The 17,465-nt window shown below is 37.5% G+C and carries 13 protein-coding genes; 11 read left to right on the top strand and 2 right to left on the bottom strand.

Annotated features, from left to right (window positions below; genetic code table 11):
* The 11 genes from RAO94_09305 to RAO94_09255 form a co-directional block, all read left to right on the top strand.
* Positions 1-1,327 (top strand): FlgD immunoglobulin-like domain containing protein (locus tag RAO94_09305; GenBank protein MDP8322534.1); only part of this gene is annotated, 1,327 nt, incomplete at its 5' end.
* Between the two features lie 65 nt (positions 1,328-1,392).
* A complete protein-coding gene (locus tag RAO94_09300) occupies positions 1,393-1,788 on the top strand; it encodes a hypothetical protein (protein ID MDP8322533.1) in 396 nt (131 codons plus the stop codon).
* A 204-nt stretch (positions 1,789-1,992) separates the two neighbouring features.
* Positions 1,993-5,208, top strand: coding sequence for a DEAD/DEAH box helicase (locus tag RAO94_09295; protein MDP8322532.1), 3,216 nt, complete (start codon positions 1,993-1,995; stop codon positions 5,206-5,208).
* A 2-nt stretch (positions 5,209-5,210) separates the two neighbouring features.
* Positions 5,211-5,822 (top strand): YigZ family protein, encoded by a 612-nt coding sequence (locus RAO94_09290; protein ID MDP8322531.1) that lies wholly within the window; start codon positions 5,211-5,213, stop codon positions 5,820-5,822.
* Between the two features lie 156 nt (positions 5,823-5,978).
* Positions 5,979-6,689, top strand: coding sequence for a TetR/AcrR family transcriptional regulator (locus RAO94_09285; protein ID MDP8322530.1), 711 nt, complete (start codon positions 5,979-5,981; stop codon positions 6,687-6,689).
* A 164-nt stretch (positions 6,690-6,853) separates the two neighbouring features.
* Entirely contained in the window at positions 6,854-8,953 is a 2,100-nt protein-coding gene (gene ovoA, locus RAO94_09280; protein MDP8322529.1) for a 5-histidylcysteine sulfoxide synthase, read from the top strand.
* A gap of 273 nt (positions 8,954-9,226) precedes the next feature.
* Positions 9,227-12,742, top strand: coding sequence for a choice-of-anchor J domain-containing protein (locus tag RAO94_09275; GenBank protein ID MDP8322528.1), 3,516 nt, complete (start codon positions 9,227-9,229; stop codon positions 12,740-12,742).
* Positions 12,743-12,864: 122 nt separating this feature from the next.
* The gene (locus RAO94_09270) at positions 12,865-13,944 is read left to right on the top strand and encodes a hypothetical protein (protein MDP8322527.1); all 1,080 of its coding nucleotides are present in this window, start codon (positions 12,865-12,867) and stop codon (positions 13,942-13,944) included.
* 10 nt (positions 13,945-13,954) lie between these two features.
* Positions 13,955-14,647 carry a hypothetical protein gene (locus RAO94_09265; GenBank protein ID MDP8322526.1) on the top strand — a complete coding sequence of 231 codons (693 nt, stop codon included), beginning with the start codon at positions 13,955-13,957 and terminating at the stop codon, positions 14,645-14,647.
* Positions 14,647-15,489 carry a hypothetical protein gene (locus RAO94_09260; protein MDP8322525.1) on the top strand — a complete coding sequence of 281 codons (843 nt, stop codon included), beginning with the start codon at positions 14,647-14,649 and terminating at the stop codon, positions 15,487-15,489. The genes RAO94_09265 and RAO94_09260 overlap by 1 nt, the downstream gene beginning before the upstream one ends.
* Entirely contained in the window at positions 15,486-16,127 is a 642-nt protein-coding gene (locus tag RAO94_09255; protein MDP8322524.1) for a hypothetical protein, read from the top strand. The genes RAO94_09260 and RAO94_09255 overlap by 4 nt, the downstream gene beginning before the upstream one ends.
* Positions 16,128-16,551: 424 nt before the next feature.
* On the opposite strand, the gene RAO94_09250 is transcribed toward RAO94_09255, so the two are convergent.
* A complete protein-coding gene (locus RAO94_09250) occupies positions 16,552-17,139 on the bottom strand; it encodes a class II aldolase/adducin family protein (GenBank protein MDP8322523.1) in 588 nt (195 codons plus the stop codon).
* Positions 17,097-17,465, bottom strand: a 369-nt coding sequence (locus tag RAO94_09245) for a hypothetical protein (protein ID MDP8322522.1), incomplete at its 5' end; no start/stop codon positions are given. The genes RAO94_09250 and RAO94_09245, both read right to left, overlap by 43 nt.

Raw genomic sequence — 17,465 nt, 5'->3', positions numbered from 1 at the left:
CGGACTTTATATTTATCAATATGATGTGGAAGTTGCTCAGGGTGATAACGTAACTATCACTGGAGAGATCAGCGAGTATTTTGGTTTCACGGAATTAGGAGATATATCAGAAATTGTGATTAACAGCAATGGTAATACGATCCCTGATCCAGTGGAGATCACCACGGCAGAGCTGGCATCAACAGAAGCCTATGAAAGCGTGCTTGTGAAGGTTAATGATGTATCTGTTACCATAATCCCAAATGATAATAACGAGTGGTTTGTAGATGATGGTAGTGGAGCATGTCAGGTGGATGATGGTTTTGGAGCAATACCTTCTGCTATCGCAGTTGATGATCAGTTTGTGTCAATTACAGGAATAGTTGATTATAGTTATGATGAATATGGATTAAATCCCCGCGCAATGGGTGATTTTGAAACTGGAGGAGGACCAGAAGTTACGGCAATATATGATATTCAATACACAGAAGATGTTTCTGGAGATTCTCCCTTAGCCGGGCAGATAATAACAGTTGAAGGAATTGTCAGTGGTTCAGGATATAATGTGGATTATTATTTCATTACTTCAGCAAATGGTGGCGCCTGGAATGGAATTTATGTTTATGATACTGTAAATATACCGATAGCAGGTGATATGGTGAGATTTAATGCTGAAGTTTCAGAATATTTTGGGTTTACGGAACTGATGGATATTACAGATTTTGAAGTGATTTCAAGCGGTAATGCACTTCCTGCAGCAGTAGAGATTTCTACCTCAGAACTTGCTTCAGAAGAAGCTTATGAGAGCGTACTGGTGAAAGTCAGTGATGTAACTGTGTCTGTACTGCCAAATGATTATCAGGAATGGTTTGTAGATGATGGTAGTGGAGAGTGTCAGGTAGATGATGGATTTGGTGTTGTATCCCCTGATCTTAATGTTGGTGATGAAATTATTTCTATTACTGGATTAGTAGATTACTCATTTTCAGAATATGGCTTGAATCCACGTAGTGCAGATGATATTAATACGGGACAGGATAATGATGAAAATATCGTTACTATTCAGAATTTAAAGGCATATCCTAATCCCTTTAACCCGGGAATAAGCAGAAGCCCTATGCAATTTAGTTTTACCCTGGAAACAGCGTCAGAAATCAATCTGGCAATTTATAATATCAAAGGTCAAAGAGTTGCTGAACTGGCAGATGGAGAAAAACCTGCCGGAACTTACAATGTTACCTGGAATGGAGATGATAATTCTGGGTCCGCTTTACCTGCTGGAGTATATTTCTATCAGCTTAAGAGTGGTAATTCGCAAGAAAATAATAAGTTACTTTTGATCAGATAGTAAGATATTAAACAATATCAGACGCATCCATATGGGTGCGTCTGTATTTCCAATAAGGAGGAACAATGTCATTCGGGAAAAGATGCTTCAATCTACTATGTCTTGGTGGTTTGGCATATATTGGCTATAAAGGTTATTATTATGTTACTGGAATAATTAATATCAGCCGTGAATTGCCAGTATATCTGAAGAATGTGATTGGAGAGAAGCCATCTATGGAGGTCACAGTAGTATTTAATAAACTGTTGATCAACCTTAGTTTTTCTGCTGAGATAATTAATGAACATCCAGATATTGCAGATACTACTATGGAATATATTACCAGATACTATCCAATTTTCCGCAAAGATAGGATCAGTATTGAAATTGAACAGAAACTTGAAAATGAACCACAGGAAGAGAAGGAAGAGTTAGAAGAGTTAGAAGAGTTAGAAGAGAAGGAAGAGATAGAAGAGAGTTAAGCAAAACTCGGCAGATTATTAGTTCTTTGTTAACATTTGGGAAGCCATATTGATTATGGTATATTAATTTTGATATTGTAATAGTATTACGTTTTAAAATATAACTTGACTTCTGAGAAGTATCCACAATGCTACACTATTTAAAATTTTTCACTAAAAGATTTTTCATTTATAGTGAAAAAGAAAATTTTTACAGGAGATGCAATGGCTCGCTTATTTGGCAGGGAATTTCATGAACACTCCAATTCCTGGTATTATCAAAGTTCAGTATATAAGCTGATAAGATCTGATCTGGATTTCAAGAAGTACCTTGATGAACAGGGAAAAGTTATCATGGAGTTTAAAACCATAGGTGAAAAAGCACGATTATTCCCTATAAATTTAAAGATAACTTATGATCTGGAAGATAAAAGTATAAGTAACTGGAAGTGCTTTACATGTGGGCAACCTGTGTGTCGTCATTTTCTTTCTATCATTGATTTTGCCTATCATAACATGACCGTTGAGGAATTAATGATCAATGCAGTGCAGACTTATGATAGTGAATTACTGGAATATGATGAATATTGGCAGCAGATTGTATTGAATGCGAGGATAGATGTTTCAGATATTTATAATAACCAGCATAATAAAATCCGTTTTTATTTCACTTCATACCAACCGATGAAAATCAGATTGATATCAATTCTGGTTAGTGGAGGAACTTTAAAAGAAGATGACAATAAATATTTAGATTCAATTCGCAAGCAGATGCTGGCATTATCTCAGGCGGAGATAGATTTAATTAGAACTTTGACAGAGCACAAATGCTCCTTTTCACGCAAAGGCAATTTTTTTACGATATATAAAGATAGTTTTCGTTATTTTTTTAACCTGATGCAGAATCTGAAAGGCAAAATCTATATCAAAGAAACTGGTGAGCATTTGGAATTTTCTGACGATAATTTCCGTCTAAATTTCAATGTCTATCCAGATGGAGATGGAGAATATATTTGCAAAGTAGCAACTGCTAAACCCTTGTCTGCTGTTTATGCAGGTCCAACTACATGGTTTTTTCAGCGAAACAAAGTGGCGGGTATGCAATTACCTTTTAAAGAAGAGATTTCACGGATCATGTTTGCAGAAGGATACAAATTGCAGAAAGAAGATCTGGTATATTTTTCATCAGTAGTAGCAAGACAGCTGGGATTGATCAAATGCTATATTGATTTTGATGATTCAATTGACCTGCCGGAAGTCTATCATAATTTTCCCCGAATAGCATTTTATCTTCGAAGGGAAAATGAAAGTATAATTATTCGAGGAGAATTGAAATATTCAGATGAAATTACAATTCCCATGTCAGTAATAAATATTCCAGTTCAATTAGCTCGATTTGATCAGGATGGTCATGAAACCTGGTTTTATATCCCTCCACAAATAAAATTTGGGATAAAGCAGTTTTTTCTTAAACTGCCAAATGCTGATGAAAACCGTCTTGAAAGCCACTCTGAATTGGTTTATAGTAGTCAACAGGCTCGTGATGAACTTAAAAAAGCCGTGTTTGAACATGTGGATCCCGGATGGGAAGTGATACTCACTGACGAGTTAAAAAAGGAATTTATCTATAAGGTCAACCTTCAACCAATCATTAAAACACGACAAAGTGATGATATAAGATGGTTTGAATATGAAGTAGAATATCAATACAAGGACATCACTTTCAGTCATGCTGAGTTGAAGAAATTCTTCCGAACCAGGGAGAAATATCTAAAAGTTGAAGATGGCAGATTATTATACTTTCAAAATAAAGATGCCTTCAATGAGATGGAAAACCTGATAAAACGTAGCAGCAAGGATCGCTCAGAGTCCTGGAAGTTATCAGTTTATAATCTTACCTATATTTACCAGTTGCAAACGGTTACGGATGGAATTCAGATACTTGGTGACAGTTTTTTAAACAGTATGGTAAATGATATTCTACAAAGGCATACAGAAAAAGTTGAAAAACCCGTTCAAAGTCTACAGCCAGTCATGAGAACTTATCAGAAATCTGGATTTCGCTGGCTTAAGATGCTGCAGCATTATGGTTTATCTGGGATTTTAGCAGATGATATGGGGTTAGGAAAAACCCTGCAGGCATTATCAGTTTTAGCAGATTTACCTGGAGACTCGGTTTCACTGGTAGTATGTCCCAAAACACTGCTTTTTAATTGGGCTGCAGAGATAGAGAAGTTTTGTCCTTTTTTAAGATATCTGATATACGAGGGAACTCAGAAGGAACGCCGGAAACAACTGGAAAACATCCGTGTTAATATCATTCTTGCCTCATATTCGATCATTCCGAGTGATCTTGAATATTTCACTAGCTTGGATTTTGATTATATAATTCTTGATGAAGCACAGCATATCAAAAACGTATCTGCTTTAAGAACTCGGGCAATTAAGAAATTACATACTAAAAACAAACTTTGTTTAACTGGAACTCCCGTGGAAAATAGCACTTCTGAGATCTGGTCCCTATATGATTTCCTGATGCCGGGCTATCTTCCATCTCAGGCAAAATTCAAGGAAATGTATTCAGATGAAAATAATCAACAGGCTCGGGAAAAAGTAAAATTAATGATCTCACCTTTTATTTTGCGACGTAAAAAGGAGCAAGTACTGATTGAATTGCCGGATAAGCAGGTGCAGACAATCTATTGTAAATTATCTCCATTGCAGGAAAAACTATATTTGCAGATTCTACACAAAGTGAAGCAGGACTATTTATCTGAAAAAGTCAATGTTAAGGGGAGTTTTATTCATATTCTGGCTGCTCTTACTAAAATGCGGCAAATCTGCAATCATCCAATGCTGGTAAGTTCTGATATCAAGGATGATATTAGCTACTCAGGTAAACTTGAACTTTTATCTGAGTTAATTAATGACGCTGTGGATTCCGGTCATAAACTTCTGGTATTTTCACAATTTGTGGGTATGCTGCAACTTTTGAAGAAGATGCTCAAAAAGGATAAAATTAATTTTGAATACATGGACGGATCATCTCGTGATCGCCAAAAAATTATTGAGAATTTCAATAATAATAGTAAAGTGAGAGTATTTTTGATTAGCTTGAAAACAGGTGGGTATGGCTTGAATCTCACGGCAGCGGATATGGTTATTATCACGGATCCCTGGTGGAATCCTATGGGAGAAAATCAGGCAATTGATAGAGCTCATCGCATTGGTCAGACTCAAAAAGTTATGGTTTATAAGACGATCACAAGAGGAACAATTGAGGAAAAGATACTTCAATTGCAGCAGGTAAAAAGAGAGATGTTCAATAATCTGATTGAAAGTGGTCAGGATGTGATTAAAAATATGAGCTCTGAGCAGTTAAGAGAGTTGCTGGAATTTTCAGAAACAAAAGCAACTGATGATAATGAGATTGAAATTTAGATATGACTTACTTTTATTCAGTTAAAGAAGATGTCCAGCATGAGATCAAGATCAAACGCTCCCGGTTTATCTGCCATCTTCATTATTGCGAGAAATTGATCACAGCAAAGGAATTCATTCATCAAATCAGCAAAGAATATCAGACAGCTAATCACAATTGCTGGGCGTATATTGTGGGAGGTAATGGTGAAAACGCTCATAGTTCTGATGCAGGAGAACCTGCTGGCTCAGCAGGCAAACCTATGCTGAACATGTTAAGAAAGCATGAAATGACAAATATTGTAGCAATTGTTACAAGATATTTTGGTGGTGTAAAACTTGGAATTAGAGGATTAATAGATGCTTATGGGATGGCAGTAGATGAAACAATTACCCAATATCCTCTTATAAAATTGGTTAATTACAAGTATTTTAAGGCTAAAATTAAATACGATTCTATAGATAAATTTAAGTATGATATTAGTGAATTGTCAGCCGAAATTTACCAGATAGATTATGCTGCCGAGATTGATGTAATCATTATGATAGAAGATATTATGGCTAACAAACTTGAGAATTATCTGCAGGAAATGTCAGGTAAGAAGAAAATTACCTATAAATGTATTACTTTATAGAACAGAAATATAAAGATAGTAATAGTTACAAATTTAAATGATTTCACATTTTATTTATGTTACATTTTTGTACAAAAAATAAATCAATTAGTGAATAATTTAATGGTCAAATAAAATTTCATTTGACTTAATTTTAAGATTAGCGAAAATTGAATTATGAAAAAAGTATATGATTACGAAACAGCCATGGTAGATATACGCTACCGCCGTAAGAAAAAGTCACCCAGAAAGTCGCAGATTTTGAAGTCTGCAACAAAGTATTTCAGTGAAAAAGGTTTTGATGAAACCAGTATTAAAGATATTGTGGATGATGCCAAATGCTCGATCCATGCCGTGAACTATTATTATGGTTCCAAGGCAGCGTTGTGGAGTGAAGTAATTTGTCTATTGGCAGAGAAGCATTTTCAATTTGCTGAGTTAATGAATCCACATTTGAAGGATAAAGCAACACCCAAATCACTTAATAAGATGATTCATAAGCTTTTCCTTTATGCATTTAGTGATAAAAACATCAAATTTGCCTTTATGGTTCCTGGCGTGGTATCACACGATTATGAACCAGCGTTGAACACACTTTACAAGAAATTTGAAGAAATCGAAAACTTCTTCACGTCTTTCCTTTCACCACTGGTTAAGGATGAAGAACTTCTGCATCAGGTAAGTCATTTGATCTGGAATAATATCTGTGCTATCACGATTTCTTACCGTGTTATTAATGGTCCAAAAATTAATTTGGAGAAATTCAAGGAACAGCTTATTCAATGGGCAAGCTTTACGACTCAAAGTGCATGCACAATTCTTGGTCTTGAAAGCCCGGGAAAGCTTACCAGGAAGGAATTGGACAAAATAATCTCGGATATTCTTTAAAAGAATTGCTGAAATAGCTTTATTCTATTCTGGTAATACCTGATTAAGGTAAGTTACTTACGGGAAAAAAATTAAAGCAGGTTGAGTTTTCTCAACCTGCTTTATTATTTGACCTTATTATTAAGTGAAATATTTTAAGCACAATATTAGACAGGGAGTGAATAATGAAGGAATACATTACAAAAACAATAATATTAGATGAAGGTACTATCGAGGAGAAGAAGGAGCAGATTCGTCAGTATTTTCATTGTACCTGGGAAATAGATGAGCAACTTTATACTACGATCATAGATGATGATACATTTTATCAAAGGGCTGATCCCCTACGACACCCACTGATATTTTACATCGGTCACACAGCAGTATTCTATATTAATAAACTAATACTTGCAAAAATAATATCCAATAGAGTGAATCCTGAATTTGAATCAATGTTTGCAGTTGGTGTAGATGAGATGTCATGGGATGATCTGAATGAAGCAAATTATAACTGGCCACCTTTATCTGAGGTAATGGCTTATCGACGACAGGTTCGCTTACTGGTAGATAATTTGATCAGTGAACTGGATCTGATCATACCAATCAAATGGGACAGCCCATTCTGGATATTTATGATGGGTATTGAACACCAGCGAATCCATCTGGAAACATCTTCTATGCTGATAAGGCAATTACCTTTGGGAAAATTGCAGGATAACGGGTTGGGTCATATTTGCACTTTTGATCATGAAACTGTATCCAATATTCTGATTAATGTATCAGGCAGGACAGTGAAATTGGGAAAACCTAATGAAAGTTCACTATATGGCTGGGATAATGAATATGGAACTCATGACTATAAAGTTGATGAATTTCAGGCAGCAAAATATCTTGTTAGTAATCATGAATTTATGCAGTTTATCAATTCAGGTGGATATGAAACTCAGAAATGGTGGACAGATGAAGGCTGGAGCTGGAGACAATATACAAAAGCTGAGCATCCCAGATTCTGGTTAAAGAAGAAGGATAACTGGATACTGAGATTAATGATCCATGAGATTCCCTTACCCTGGAGCTGGCCAGTTGAAGTAAATTACCTGGAAGCGAAAGCTTTCTGTAACTGGAAAGCAGATCAGTTGAATTTACCGGTCAGATTGCCTACAGAAGAGGAATGGTACATTTTATACGATGACCACGTAAAGCAGGATCAACCCAGGTGGAAACAAGCACCAGGTAATATTAATCTTGAGCATTTTCATTCACCATGTCCGGTTGATATTTTCAAGTTTGACGAGTTTTATGATATAATTGGCAATGTCTGGCAATGGACTGAGACGCCGATTACCGGATTTTCTGGATTCAAGGTTCATCCCTGTTATGATGATTTTTCTACCCCAACTTTTGATGGCAGGCACAATTTATTTAAAGGTGGTTCCTGGATTTCTACTGGAAATGAAGCGACTCGGGACAGCCGATATGCTTTCCGACGTCATTTCTTTCAGCATGCAGGTTTCAGATATGTTGTATCTTATCAGGAATTACCAGAATTTACAGATATTTATGAAGACGATCAGGAAATCACTTCTTTCTGTGAGCTTGATTATGGTGAGGATATACTTCAGCTCGGGAATTTCTCCCAAAATTTGGCAGCTATATGCAAACCATTTATACAGGATAAAACGCGAGTTCTGAATATTGGATGCAGCACTGGAAGATGTAGTTTTGAATTGGCTAAGTACAGCGAAAAAGTAATCGGGATTGATTTTACTGCCCGTCTGATCAAAGTAGCTCAAAGAATGAAAACCCAGAAGAAGATCAAATATCTGCTCCTTGAAGAGGGTGAGATCACTTCCTTCAAAGAAGCCGATCTGGCTGATTTTGGTTTGACTGATGTCGTGGATAAAGTCGAATTCTGGCAGGCTGATGCTTCTAATCTGGCAGTAAAATTCAATAATTATGATTGTATTATCGCTCAGAATATCCTCGAAAAAATATATGACCCTCAGAATTTCCTGGAGCTTATTGCCAAAAGAATTAATTCAGATGGTTATCTGATAATTTCTTCTACCTATAACTGGTCAGAAGAATTTACTAAAAAGGAAAAACAATTAGGTGGATTCAGAAAAGATGGTGAACCCTATTATTCCATTGAGGCATTAAGAGAAATTCTCAAAACCGAATTCCAGGAATTGCAGGATCCGGTGGATATTCCCCTTCTGCTGAGAAGTAACAGCAGATCATATAAATACCAGATTGCCCAAGTAACTTTCTGGCAGAAAATATAGACTGAAACCCTGCGAATGTCTTGCACCTTCGCAATGGGTGACCGTTATGAGCACTAAATGAGCGATTTGATTATATTTATACGCTTATATTTACTGATCAACCATTGTGAAGGTATGAACACCGTTGCAAGGTCTTGGTTGGGGGGGGTGAACAGTCTCCGGTGTTATTTTACGAGAAATTGGGAAATTTATTGACAGAAATGGATTAGAGAAAAAATATTTGTTATATAAAATTATCACTCTTAAATCACTTTTAAGGGTCGAGGAGCTATTATGAAAAAGAGAATAATACTGATATCTTTATTAATTTTAATTGCATCCTTGTATTGCGATGGACCACATCCAATGTATATGGAGATCAGGAATTCATTAAATGAAATTCCTGCAGCAGGCGATATTACATTTCAAGCCTGGCTCTTGTTGGCTGATCCTGTTGTAATATTGACTGAAAATGATACCGATTGTTATTATCCAGCTTTTGGTTCAATGGTTAAAGTAAATTGTGGTCAGTTTTCCACCTGGAACGATACGGATATATTACATCTGGAAGTAACTGAAATATCATCTGGAGATAGTGGAGTTGGAGAGTATCAACTTAATTACAATGCCTCACAATTCTTTTACATGGATAATGGAGGTATCTATCTTGGTGGTTCAATGCCTCCAGATATCGAATTACCAGCTGAATTTACCACAGATGAAGATGTGGAACTGGTTGTAGATTTTTCTGAATATGTAACTGGAATATTCACAGGTATAGTTGCAACAGGCAATGAGAATATTGATGTTTCTATTTCTGGTAATCTGGTGACATTAATTGGTGCAGAAAACTGGTATGGTAGTGAAGTTATAGATTTTGAAGTTATTGGTATGGAAGAAAATGACAGCGATGATGTAACTGTAGTAGTTAATCCGGTAAATGATGCCCCTGTTTCGGCATTACCTGCGCATTTTCAATTTAATGAAGATGGCAGTTTCGTCCAGGATATCAGTCAATATTTCAGTGATATTGAAGGTGATGAACTCAGCTATGACGTGGAAGGAAGTGAACATATTGATGCTTCAATTGCAGGCACGGAATTATCAATGACAGCAGATGCTGACTGGAACGGAGTGGAATACATCACTATAATGGTCTCAGATGATCAAAGCAGAGAAACTACCACAGTTGAAATGCAGGTGATAGTAAACCCTGTGAATGATGCTCCGGTGCTGAATTTACCGGAGCAGCTTACCTTTCAGGCAGAAGCAGCAGCAGTAATAGATTTCAGCCAGTTTATGGATGATATTGATGGAGACTTGCTCTATATTTCTGTCTATGGTGAAGATGAACTGGAAGTAGATTTTAATGGCAGCGAAGTGAGTTTTAACTACGAGTTAGGCTGGCATGGCAGTGAAGAATTGATCTTTACGGTAGATGACAATATCTTACGTGCCTCTGCAAGTGACACAGTCATGATCAACGTGTTTTATCCTGATGATACTATCATCTACTGCAATGACTATGAAATAAATGATGGTCAATCACTCACGGTTCCGATTTTTACAACAGAAGTATTTGAAGAATGGTCAATAGTTTCTTATGAGATACATTTTGCTTATGATCCCACCGTTTTATCCTACACAGATTTCTCAATAGCTAATTCAATCATGACTGGTGGTGCAGCAGAAGCTGAGGTTGAGAGTCCAGGCTATCTGGTAATCAGCTATATGCATTATTTGTCAATGAGTGGGACGGGATCATTGATAGAACTGGACTTTGAGGCAACTTGTTTTGGGGACTCTGAATTAGATATAGTACTTTGTATGTTAGGAGGCTGGGGTTTATCTGAGTTTGAAGATGGAGAAGTGATAGTAAATGATATTGGTTTACCTCACCCACCAGTAGCTGATGCCGGAGAGGATTTTGGTGTTGTTTCTGGTTCTCAGGGAACGTTAGATGGCAGCGGATCTTATGATCCTGATGGTGATGATATCACATTTTTATGGGAAGCACCTGCAGATATCATAATTGATGAACCTGCCTCGGAAATTACGCAGTTCACAGCTCCTATTGTGATGGATGATACTGATTATATAGTGACTTTGACGGTTTCTGATGGACAATATTCCACCTCAGACTTTGTGACAGTAACAGTTAATTATATGAATCATGCCCCTGAAATAAATCTTCCGGCCCAATTTGATTTTGATGAAGATGGGCAGTTAGAGCTTGATTTTAGTGAATACGTGAGTGATATTGATGAAGATGATCTTACTCTTGATGTAGAAGGGAATGAAAATATCATTGTTGATATTAGTGATCTGGAAGTAGTTTTGAATGCAGCAGCAAACTGGAATGGCACAGAGACTCTTACTTTTATTGTGAGTGATAATATTCAGCGTTTGGAAGCAGAGGCAGATGTGATAGTAAATGTAACATCTATAAATGATCCACCTCATGCAGATGCCGGGATGAATATTAATGGCAGAGATGGCGAGACGATAAGTCTGGATGGCAGTGGGTCATGGGATGTGGAAACAGGAGAGCTGGAGTATATCTGGATAGCACCTGCCGGAGTGATGCTGAGTGATCCCTATGCAATAAATCCCACCTTTACTGCACCGCAGGTAGTTGATCCTACAGAATTTGAATTTACACTGCAGGTTTCTGATGGCGAATTGCAGGATGAAGATATTGTAGTTGTTACAATTCAGGATGATGAACCTGTACTATTAAATGTTGATCTACTACCCGATAATCATGCCTTATTTACCTGGTTTGCACCAGGTAGTGGAGGAAGTGGTCAGGAACTGGAACAGGGTTTTGAAGGTGTGATATTGCCACAGGGCTGGCTGAATATAGATAATGATGGTGATGGTTATGGCTGGTATATATATGTGCAGTCACCGCATTCAGGATCGAGCTCCGCCGGCAGTCAATCATATCATCCCACTGCTGGAGCATTAACTCCTGATAACTGGCTGATCTCGCCAGGAATAGTGGTTGGTGCATTATCAGAATTACATTTCTGGATCGCTTCTCAGGATGAATTTTATCCCAATGAACATTATGCGGTTTTAATTTCTGATAATGGTACAGATTTAGAGAACTTTGATGAAACCTTAATTGAAGAGACTATGGTAAATAACCAGTGGGTGCAGCACACAATTAGTTTAACGCCCTGGGCAGGTAGTACGGTGAATATTGCCTGGCGACATTATGATGTTACAGATCAGTTCATGATCAAGCTTGATGATGTACAGGTATTAAATAGCGGCACGCGGGAAGTAGAATTCTCTGCTGAATTTAATAGTGAAGAGCAAACTCCTGTCGGGACACAATCAGCATTTAGAGATAGGGATTTGCTTGGTTATATTGTGTATCTTGATGGAGATTCTTTAGCGTTTGTCGATATCAGGGAGTATGAATTTGAAAATGTAGTAGGGGAGCATGAAGCAGGAGTGCAGGCTGTATATGATAATGGTGAGTCTGAGATAGTGACTATAGATTTCAATCACACGGCAAATGATCCTGAATTGCCTGAAGCAACTGGCTTGAATAGTATATACCCGAATCCCTTTAACCCCGTGGCTCAAATAGAATTTAGTCTTGCAGAAGCTGCAGAAGTGCAGATTAATGTATATAATGTCAAAGGTCAAAAAGTAGCAGAATTATTAAATTCCGAGTTAGATTCAGGAAGTCATAAGATTACCTGGCAGGCAGATCACAGTCCTTCAGGCTTATATTTTGTGAAGATGCAAACAAGTGGTTATCAGAAAATTCAGAAGCTAATTCTGTTAAAATAAAAATCAACTAAAATTGATAAAAAGGGCAGATTCATATCTGTCCTTTTTTTGGTTTGCCATTATTAGATTGACAATATTTATAAGATAATTAGTTAAACAAACAAAGAAATATGGGAGTTTATATGAGAAAAACCTTGTTTTACTTAATATTATTTGCCATCATGTCTCTCTTTGCAGTATCTCCAGAACTAATTATTTCAGATATACCCAATGATGATGGTACTGGATTAAAAATTTGTTGGAATGCAGCGGATGAGGGCGTGGAAAAAGTGATGATCTGGCGGGGAGATGAACTAATAATTGATAGTGATTCCCTTACAGGTGAGTTTGTGGATAAAAACTTGATCGTAAATGAGGAATATCAATACCGAATGGTTTTGAATCCTGGCAATCTAACAATATCTAATGTCACCTTTTCTCCTAAGCCAGAATATTTCAATACAGATAAAATTACTTTACTGATTTTTTTGTTACTGGTTTCGGGAGCGATCATCTATTTTATAATTTCTGCCAGAACCGGGAAGGAACTTTATATCAGGAAGATATCGGGTTTAGAATCGATTGATGAAGCAGTGGGCAGGGCGACTGAAATGGGGCGGCCAATTTTATTTGTTCCAGGTATTAATGATATTGATGATATGCAAACTATTGCGGGACTCACAATATTGAGGAAGGTAGCTGAAAGAGCAGCAGAATATGATACGCGGATAATTGTTCCTGTGGCGAGATCAATGGTATTGAGTACAGCTAAGGAAGTGGTTCGAACAGCATATATTCAGGCAGGTAAACCTGATGCTTATAATGAGGATAGCGTTTTTTATCTCACTGATGATCAGTTTGGATATGTGTCTGGTGTGGATGGAATTATTGTGAGAGAAAAACCTGCAGCAAATTTCTTACTGGGTTCATTTTATGCCGAATCTTTGATTTTGGCAGAGACGGGATTTTCTTCTGGAGCTATCCAGGTTGCAGGAACAGCAATGCCGTCACAGTTACCTTTTTTTGTTGCTGCCTGTGATTATACTCTCATAGGTGAAGAATTATTTGCTGCCAGTGCCTATCTTTCCCGTGATCCACAGCAACTTGGCAGTCTAAAAGGACAGGATTTTGGGAAGGCTGTGTTTGTCATTGTTCTGGTTGTGGGTATTATTCTGGAAATTCTGAATGTTCACATCTTAAAAGACTATCTGATTATCCACTAAAGGAGAATATATGAAAATCAAAATACCATTATTAATAACTTTAATTACTGGACTGATAATAATCGTGTCTGAGTTCATTCCCGCTCAACCTTTCCCAAAAATAAGTACTAATCTTGAAACCTGGGTGATGGTGATTGCTGGATTTGCTATGCTGCTGGGATTATTGAGTCTATTCAAAGTAAATATTTTAAAAATAAAATTCAAAGCGCCTAACTGGCAGTATTCAATTATTACAATAGCGAGTTGTCTGATTATGATCGTGCTGGGACTATTATGGGGCACAGATAAACAGATTGGCATATTGGGACATGGACAAGGTATTCAGAATGTCATGGGAGTGAAACCATTTGATTATTTATTCAATAATTTATATCAGCATCTTGCTGCAACCATGTTTGCCTTGCTGGCATTTTTTATCGCTTCAGCTGCATATCGGGCATTTATTGGCAGAACAGCGGAAAGTAGACTTCTCTTGATAGCTGCTATTATAGTAATGCTGGGAAGAACAAGTCTGGGAAGTTGGTTGACTGGTTTTTTACCTGACACGTCCTTCTTTCATTTGCCTAATCTGGCAGAATTCATCATGAAATATCCAAATACAGCCGGACAAAGAGCTATCATGATCGGTTCTGGACTGGGAGTGATCGGCTCCAGCCTGAGGATATTATTGGGTATCGAAAGAATGTGGCTGGGAGGTAAATAATGTCTAAAGTAAGAAAACCTCTTGATAGAAGAATAATATTCCTCCTGGTATTTATTGGAGTTGCTTTACCTATTATGATCAAAGTTGGATTACCAATTGAGACCACAGAAAATGTGGAAATGGTATATGATCTGGTAGAAAGTACTCCTGAAGGATCACACATTCTAATTTCATTTGATTATGATCCTTCTACGAAACCTGAGATACATCCTCAGGCAATTGCTGTGATCAAGCATGCTTTAAAGAAGAAGCAGAAGATCATTTGCATGGCTCTTTGGCCCATGGGTGTGAAAATGTGTGAACAGATTTTTGAAACTTTAGCTGAAGAAGGAATTAAACCAGTATATGGTACGGATTGGGTTAATATGGGATACAAATCTGGTGGTGCTATCAGCTTAAAAGCAATCGGAGCGGATTTCAGGAAAGTGTTTACTCAGGATACAAATGGAACTCTTGCAGATGATATCCCTGCACTAAAAAGTGTCAGAAGTCTGCAGGATTTTGAATATGTAATGTCATTTTCGGCTGGAGTGCCCGGCATCAAAGAATGGGTGCAGGTGGGTCATGATATGTATAAGACTCCTGTTTCCGGGGGTGTTACAGCGGTTTCTGCTCCTTCCATTCTTCCTTACGTAAATGAGCAAAAACAATTAACAGGTTTATTAGGTGGCATGAAAGCAGCAGCAGAATATGAAAAGCTGATTGGGATACCAGGAACTGCTACCAAGGGGATGGATGCCCAGAGTTTTGCACATTTGATAATAATCATTCTCATCATAATCGGAAATGTAAATTATTTTCATAACAAAAAGATCATGGCAGAAGAGGAGGCTCAAAAATGATAGGATTCTTTGAAACTCTCGGTGTCTGGATAGGAGCTTTAATGACATTTGCCATTTTTAGCTTTCTTTACAAAGATAATCCTTTTTATAAAGTGGCTGAGCAGATATTTGTTGGGCTTTCAGCTGGATATTGGTTTGTTTATACTATTTATAATATTGTACTTCCCAATCTAATTATTCCCTTAAAGACGGATTTCAGCGCTAACTTCCTCCTGATCGTACCTGGAATACTGGGTATATTCATGTTACTGAGGATAATACCCAAAACGGAGTGGCTATCAAGATTTCCCATGGCACTAATGATAGGTTCTTCTGCTGGACTGGGGATGTTAACTTACACTAAAAGCGATATTATCAAACAGTTAACAGCAACTATGATGAACCCCTTTGATGGAGGAGACTGGGTATTAATACTCGGTCAAACTCTATTAATTCTAGGAACTATTACAGGAGTGATATATTTCTTCTTTTCAGCCAGGCATAAGGGATTTGTAGGTGTGTTATCCCGCATAGGTATTTATTTCCTAATGGTTTCTTTTGGTGGTGCTTTTGGCTATACTGCCATGGCAAGAATCTCGCTTCTGATCGGAAGACTGCAATTTCTCCTGGGAGACTGGCTGGGACTGATCCATCCGTAATTAATAAATGCACCGTCAGCAATTGCTGGCGGTGCAATATTTATTTTCTTGAAATTTAACTAATCAAACAGATCATCAACCACAGAGAACACAGTAAAATGTAATGTAAAGTCAGATAAGCAGATGTGCACCGCCGGTGTACTCACAGGTGGGGCGCAAATGCGGGAGAATAAAAACACGTAAGCCACAGATTTATGCTGCGTACACAGACCATCCCTGGTCTGGATTCTGCGTACACAGACCATCCTTGGTCTGAATTAATCTTGATCAGGATATTTTTAATCCAAATAATGATGTAGGCTAATCATCGCTGATTGATTAATAAAGACTTAATCAAGATGATTAAGCTACATTTTCAATTCGGACAAAGTCTGCTAATATTCGTTTGCCAAAGAGATTCGTGATATGAGCAAAAAAGAATTGCTCAAATCAGGTATATATCAAGCCGATTACAAACACGAACAACATTTTCACCCGCTTCCTGACATGTTTTTCCCAGACTGATAAATCCATGATTGCGCAGCAGGAGAAATTTCTCTTTTCCCAGTATTGCCAGAACATCCTTCACCAGTTTTATGCTGCCATAATCCGCTACTTCGGAAGTTATTGGGATGCCAAGTTGAGTAAAGTTATCTTCAAAAACCGGGTAATGTCCATGGAATATGGCATTGATTTCCGGACGGTTCTGATAAATCGCAGCATGTAGTAGAGTTTCAGAAGAGGGCAATTGTGTACCTTCTGCCCAGACTGTTAGATCATCTAAACTGACCTTACTCACTTTCACTATCTGGTCAGGGTCAAGATCAGCCAGATTAGCTCCTGATGCAGTAATCAAAAAAGTATCAGCTTCACGACAGCTCAGATTTCCGCCATACCCTCCAGGGAGTGCTGGAGCACAATTATTTCTGGCAAAGAAGGCTGCCCAGGATTGAATTTCTTTAATAGCTGAACTTGTTATTGCTCTTCTACTTAGATTGGTTGTGAACTTTGTGCCTTGATATTCATTTCCCATAATTTATCAAAATCCTTTTTTGTATATATTCCTGCTGGAGTGATATATCCTGTGATATATTTCGCAGGGGTGACATCAAATGCCGGATTATATGCTTTGCTAAGCCCTGAGCTAAGCTCCATTTCATTGAATTTGAGGACTTCATCAGGAGAACGCTCCTCGATTGGAATATCTTTCCCTGAATGCAATTCCCGGTCAAAAGTTGAAAATGGTGCAGCAATATAAAAAGGGATATTGTTTTCCTTAGCCAGAACTGCCTTGGAATATGTACCGATTTTATTAGCGATATCACCATTTGCTGCAATCCGGTCAGCACCGGTGATCAC

The organism is Candidatus Stygibacter australis (assembly GCA_030765845.1).
GTDB lineage: Bacteria > Cloacimonadota > Cloacimonadia > Cloacimonadales > TCS61 > Stygibacter > Stygibacter australis.
The sequence above is the reverse complement of the archived record's forward strand: the minus strand, read 5'-3'. Positions and strand labels throughout refer to the sequence as shown.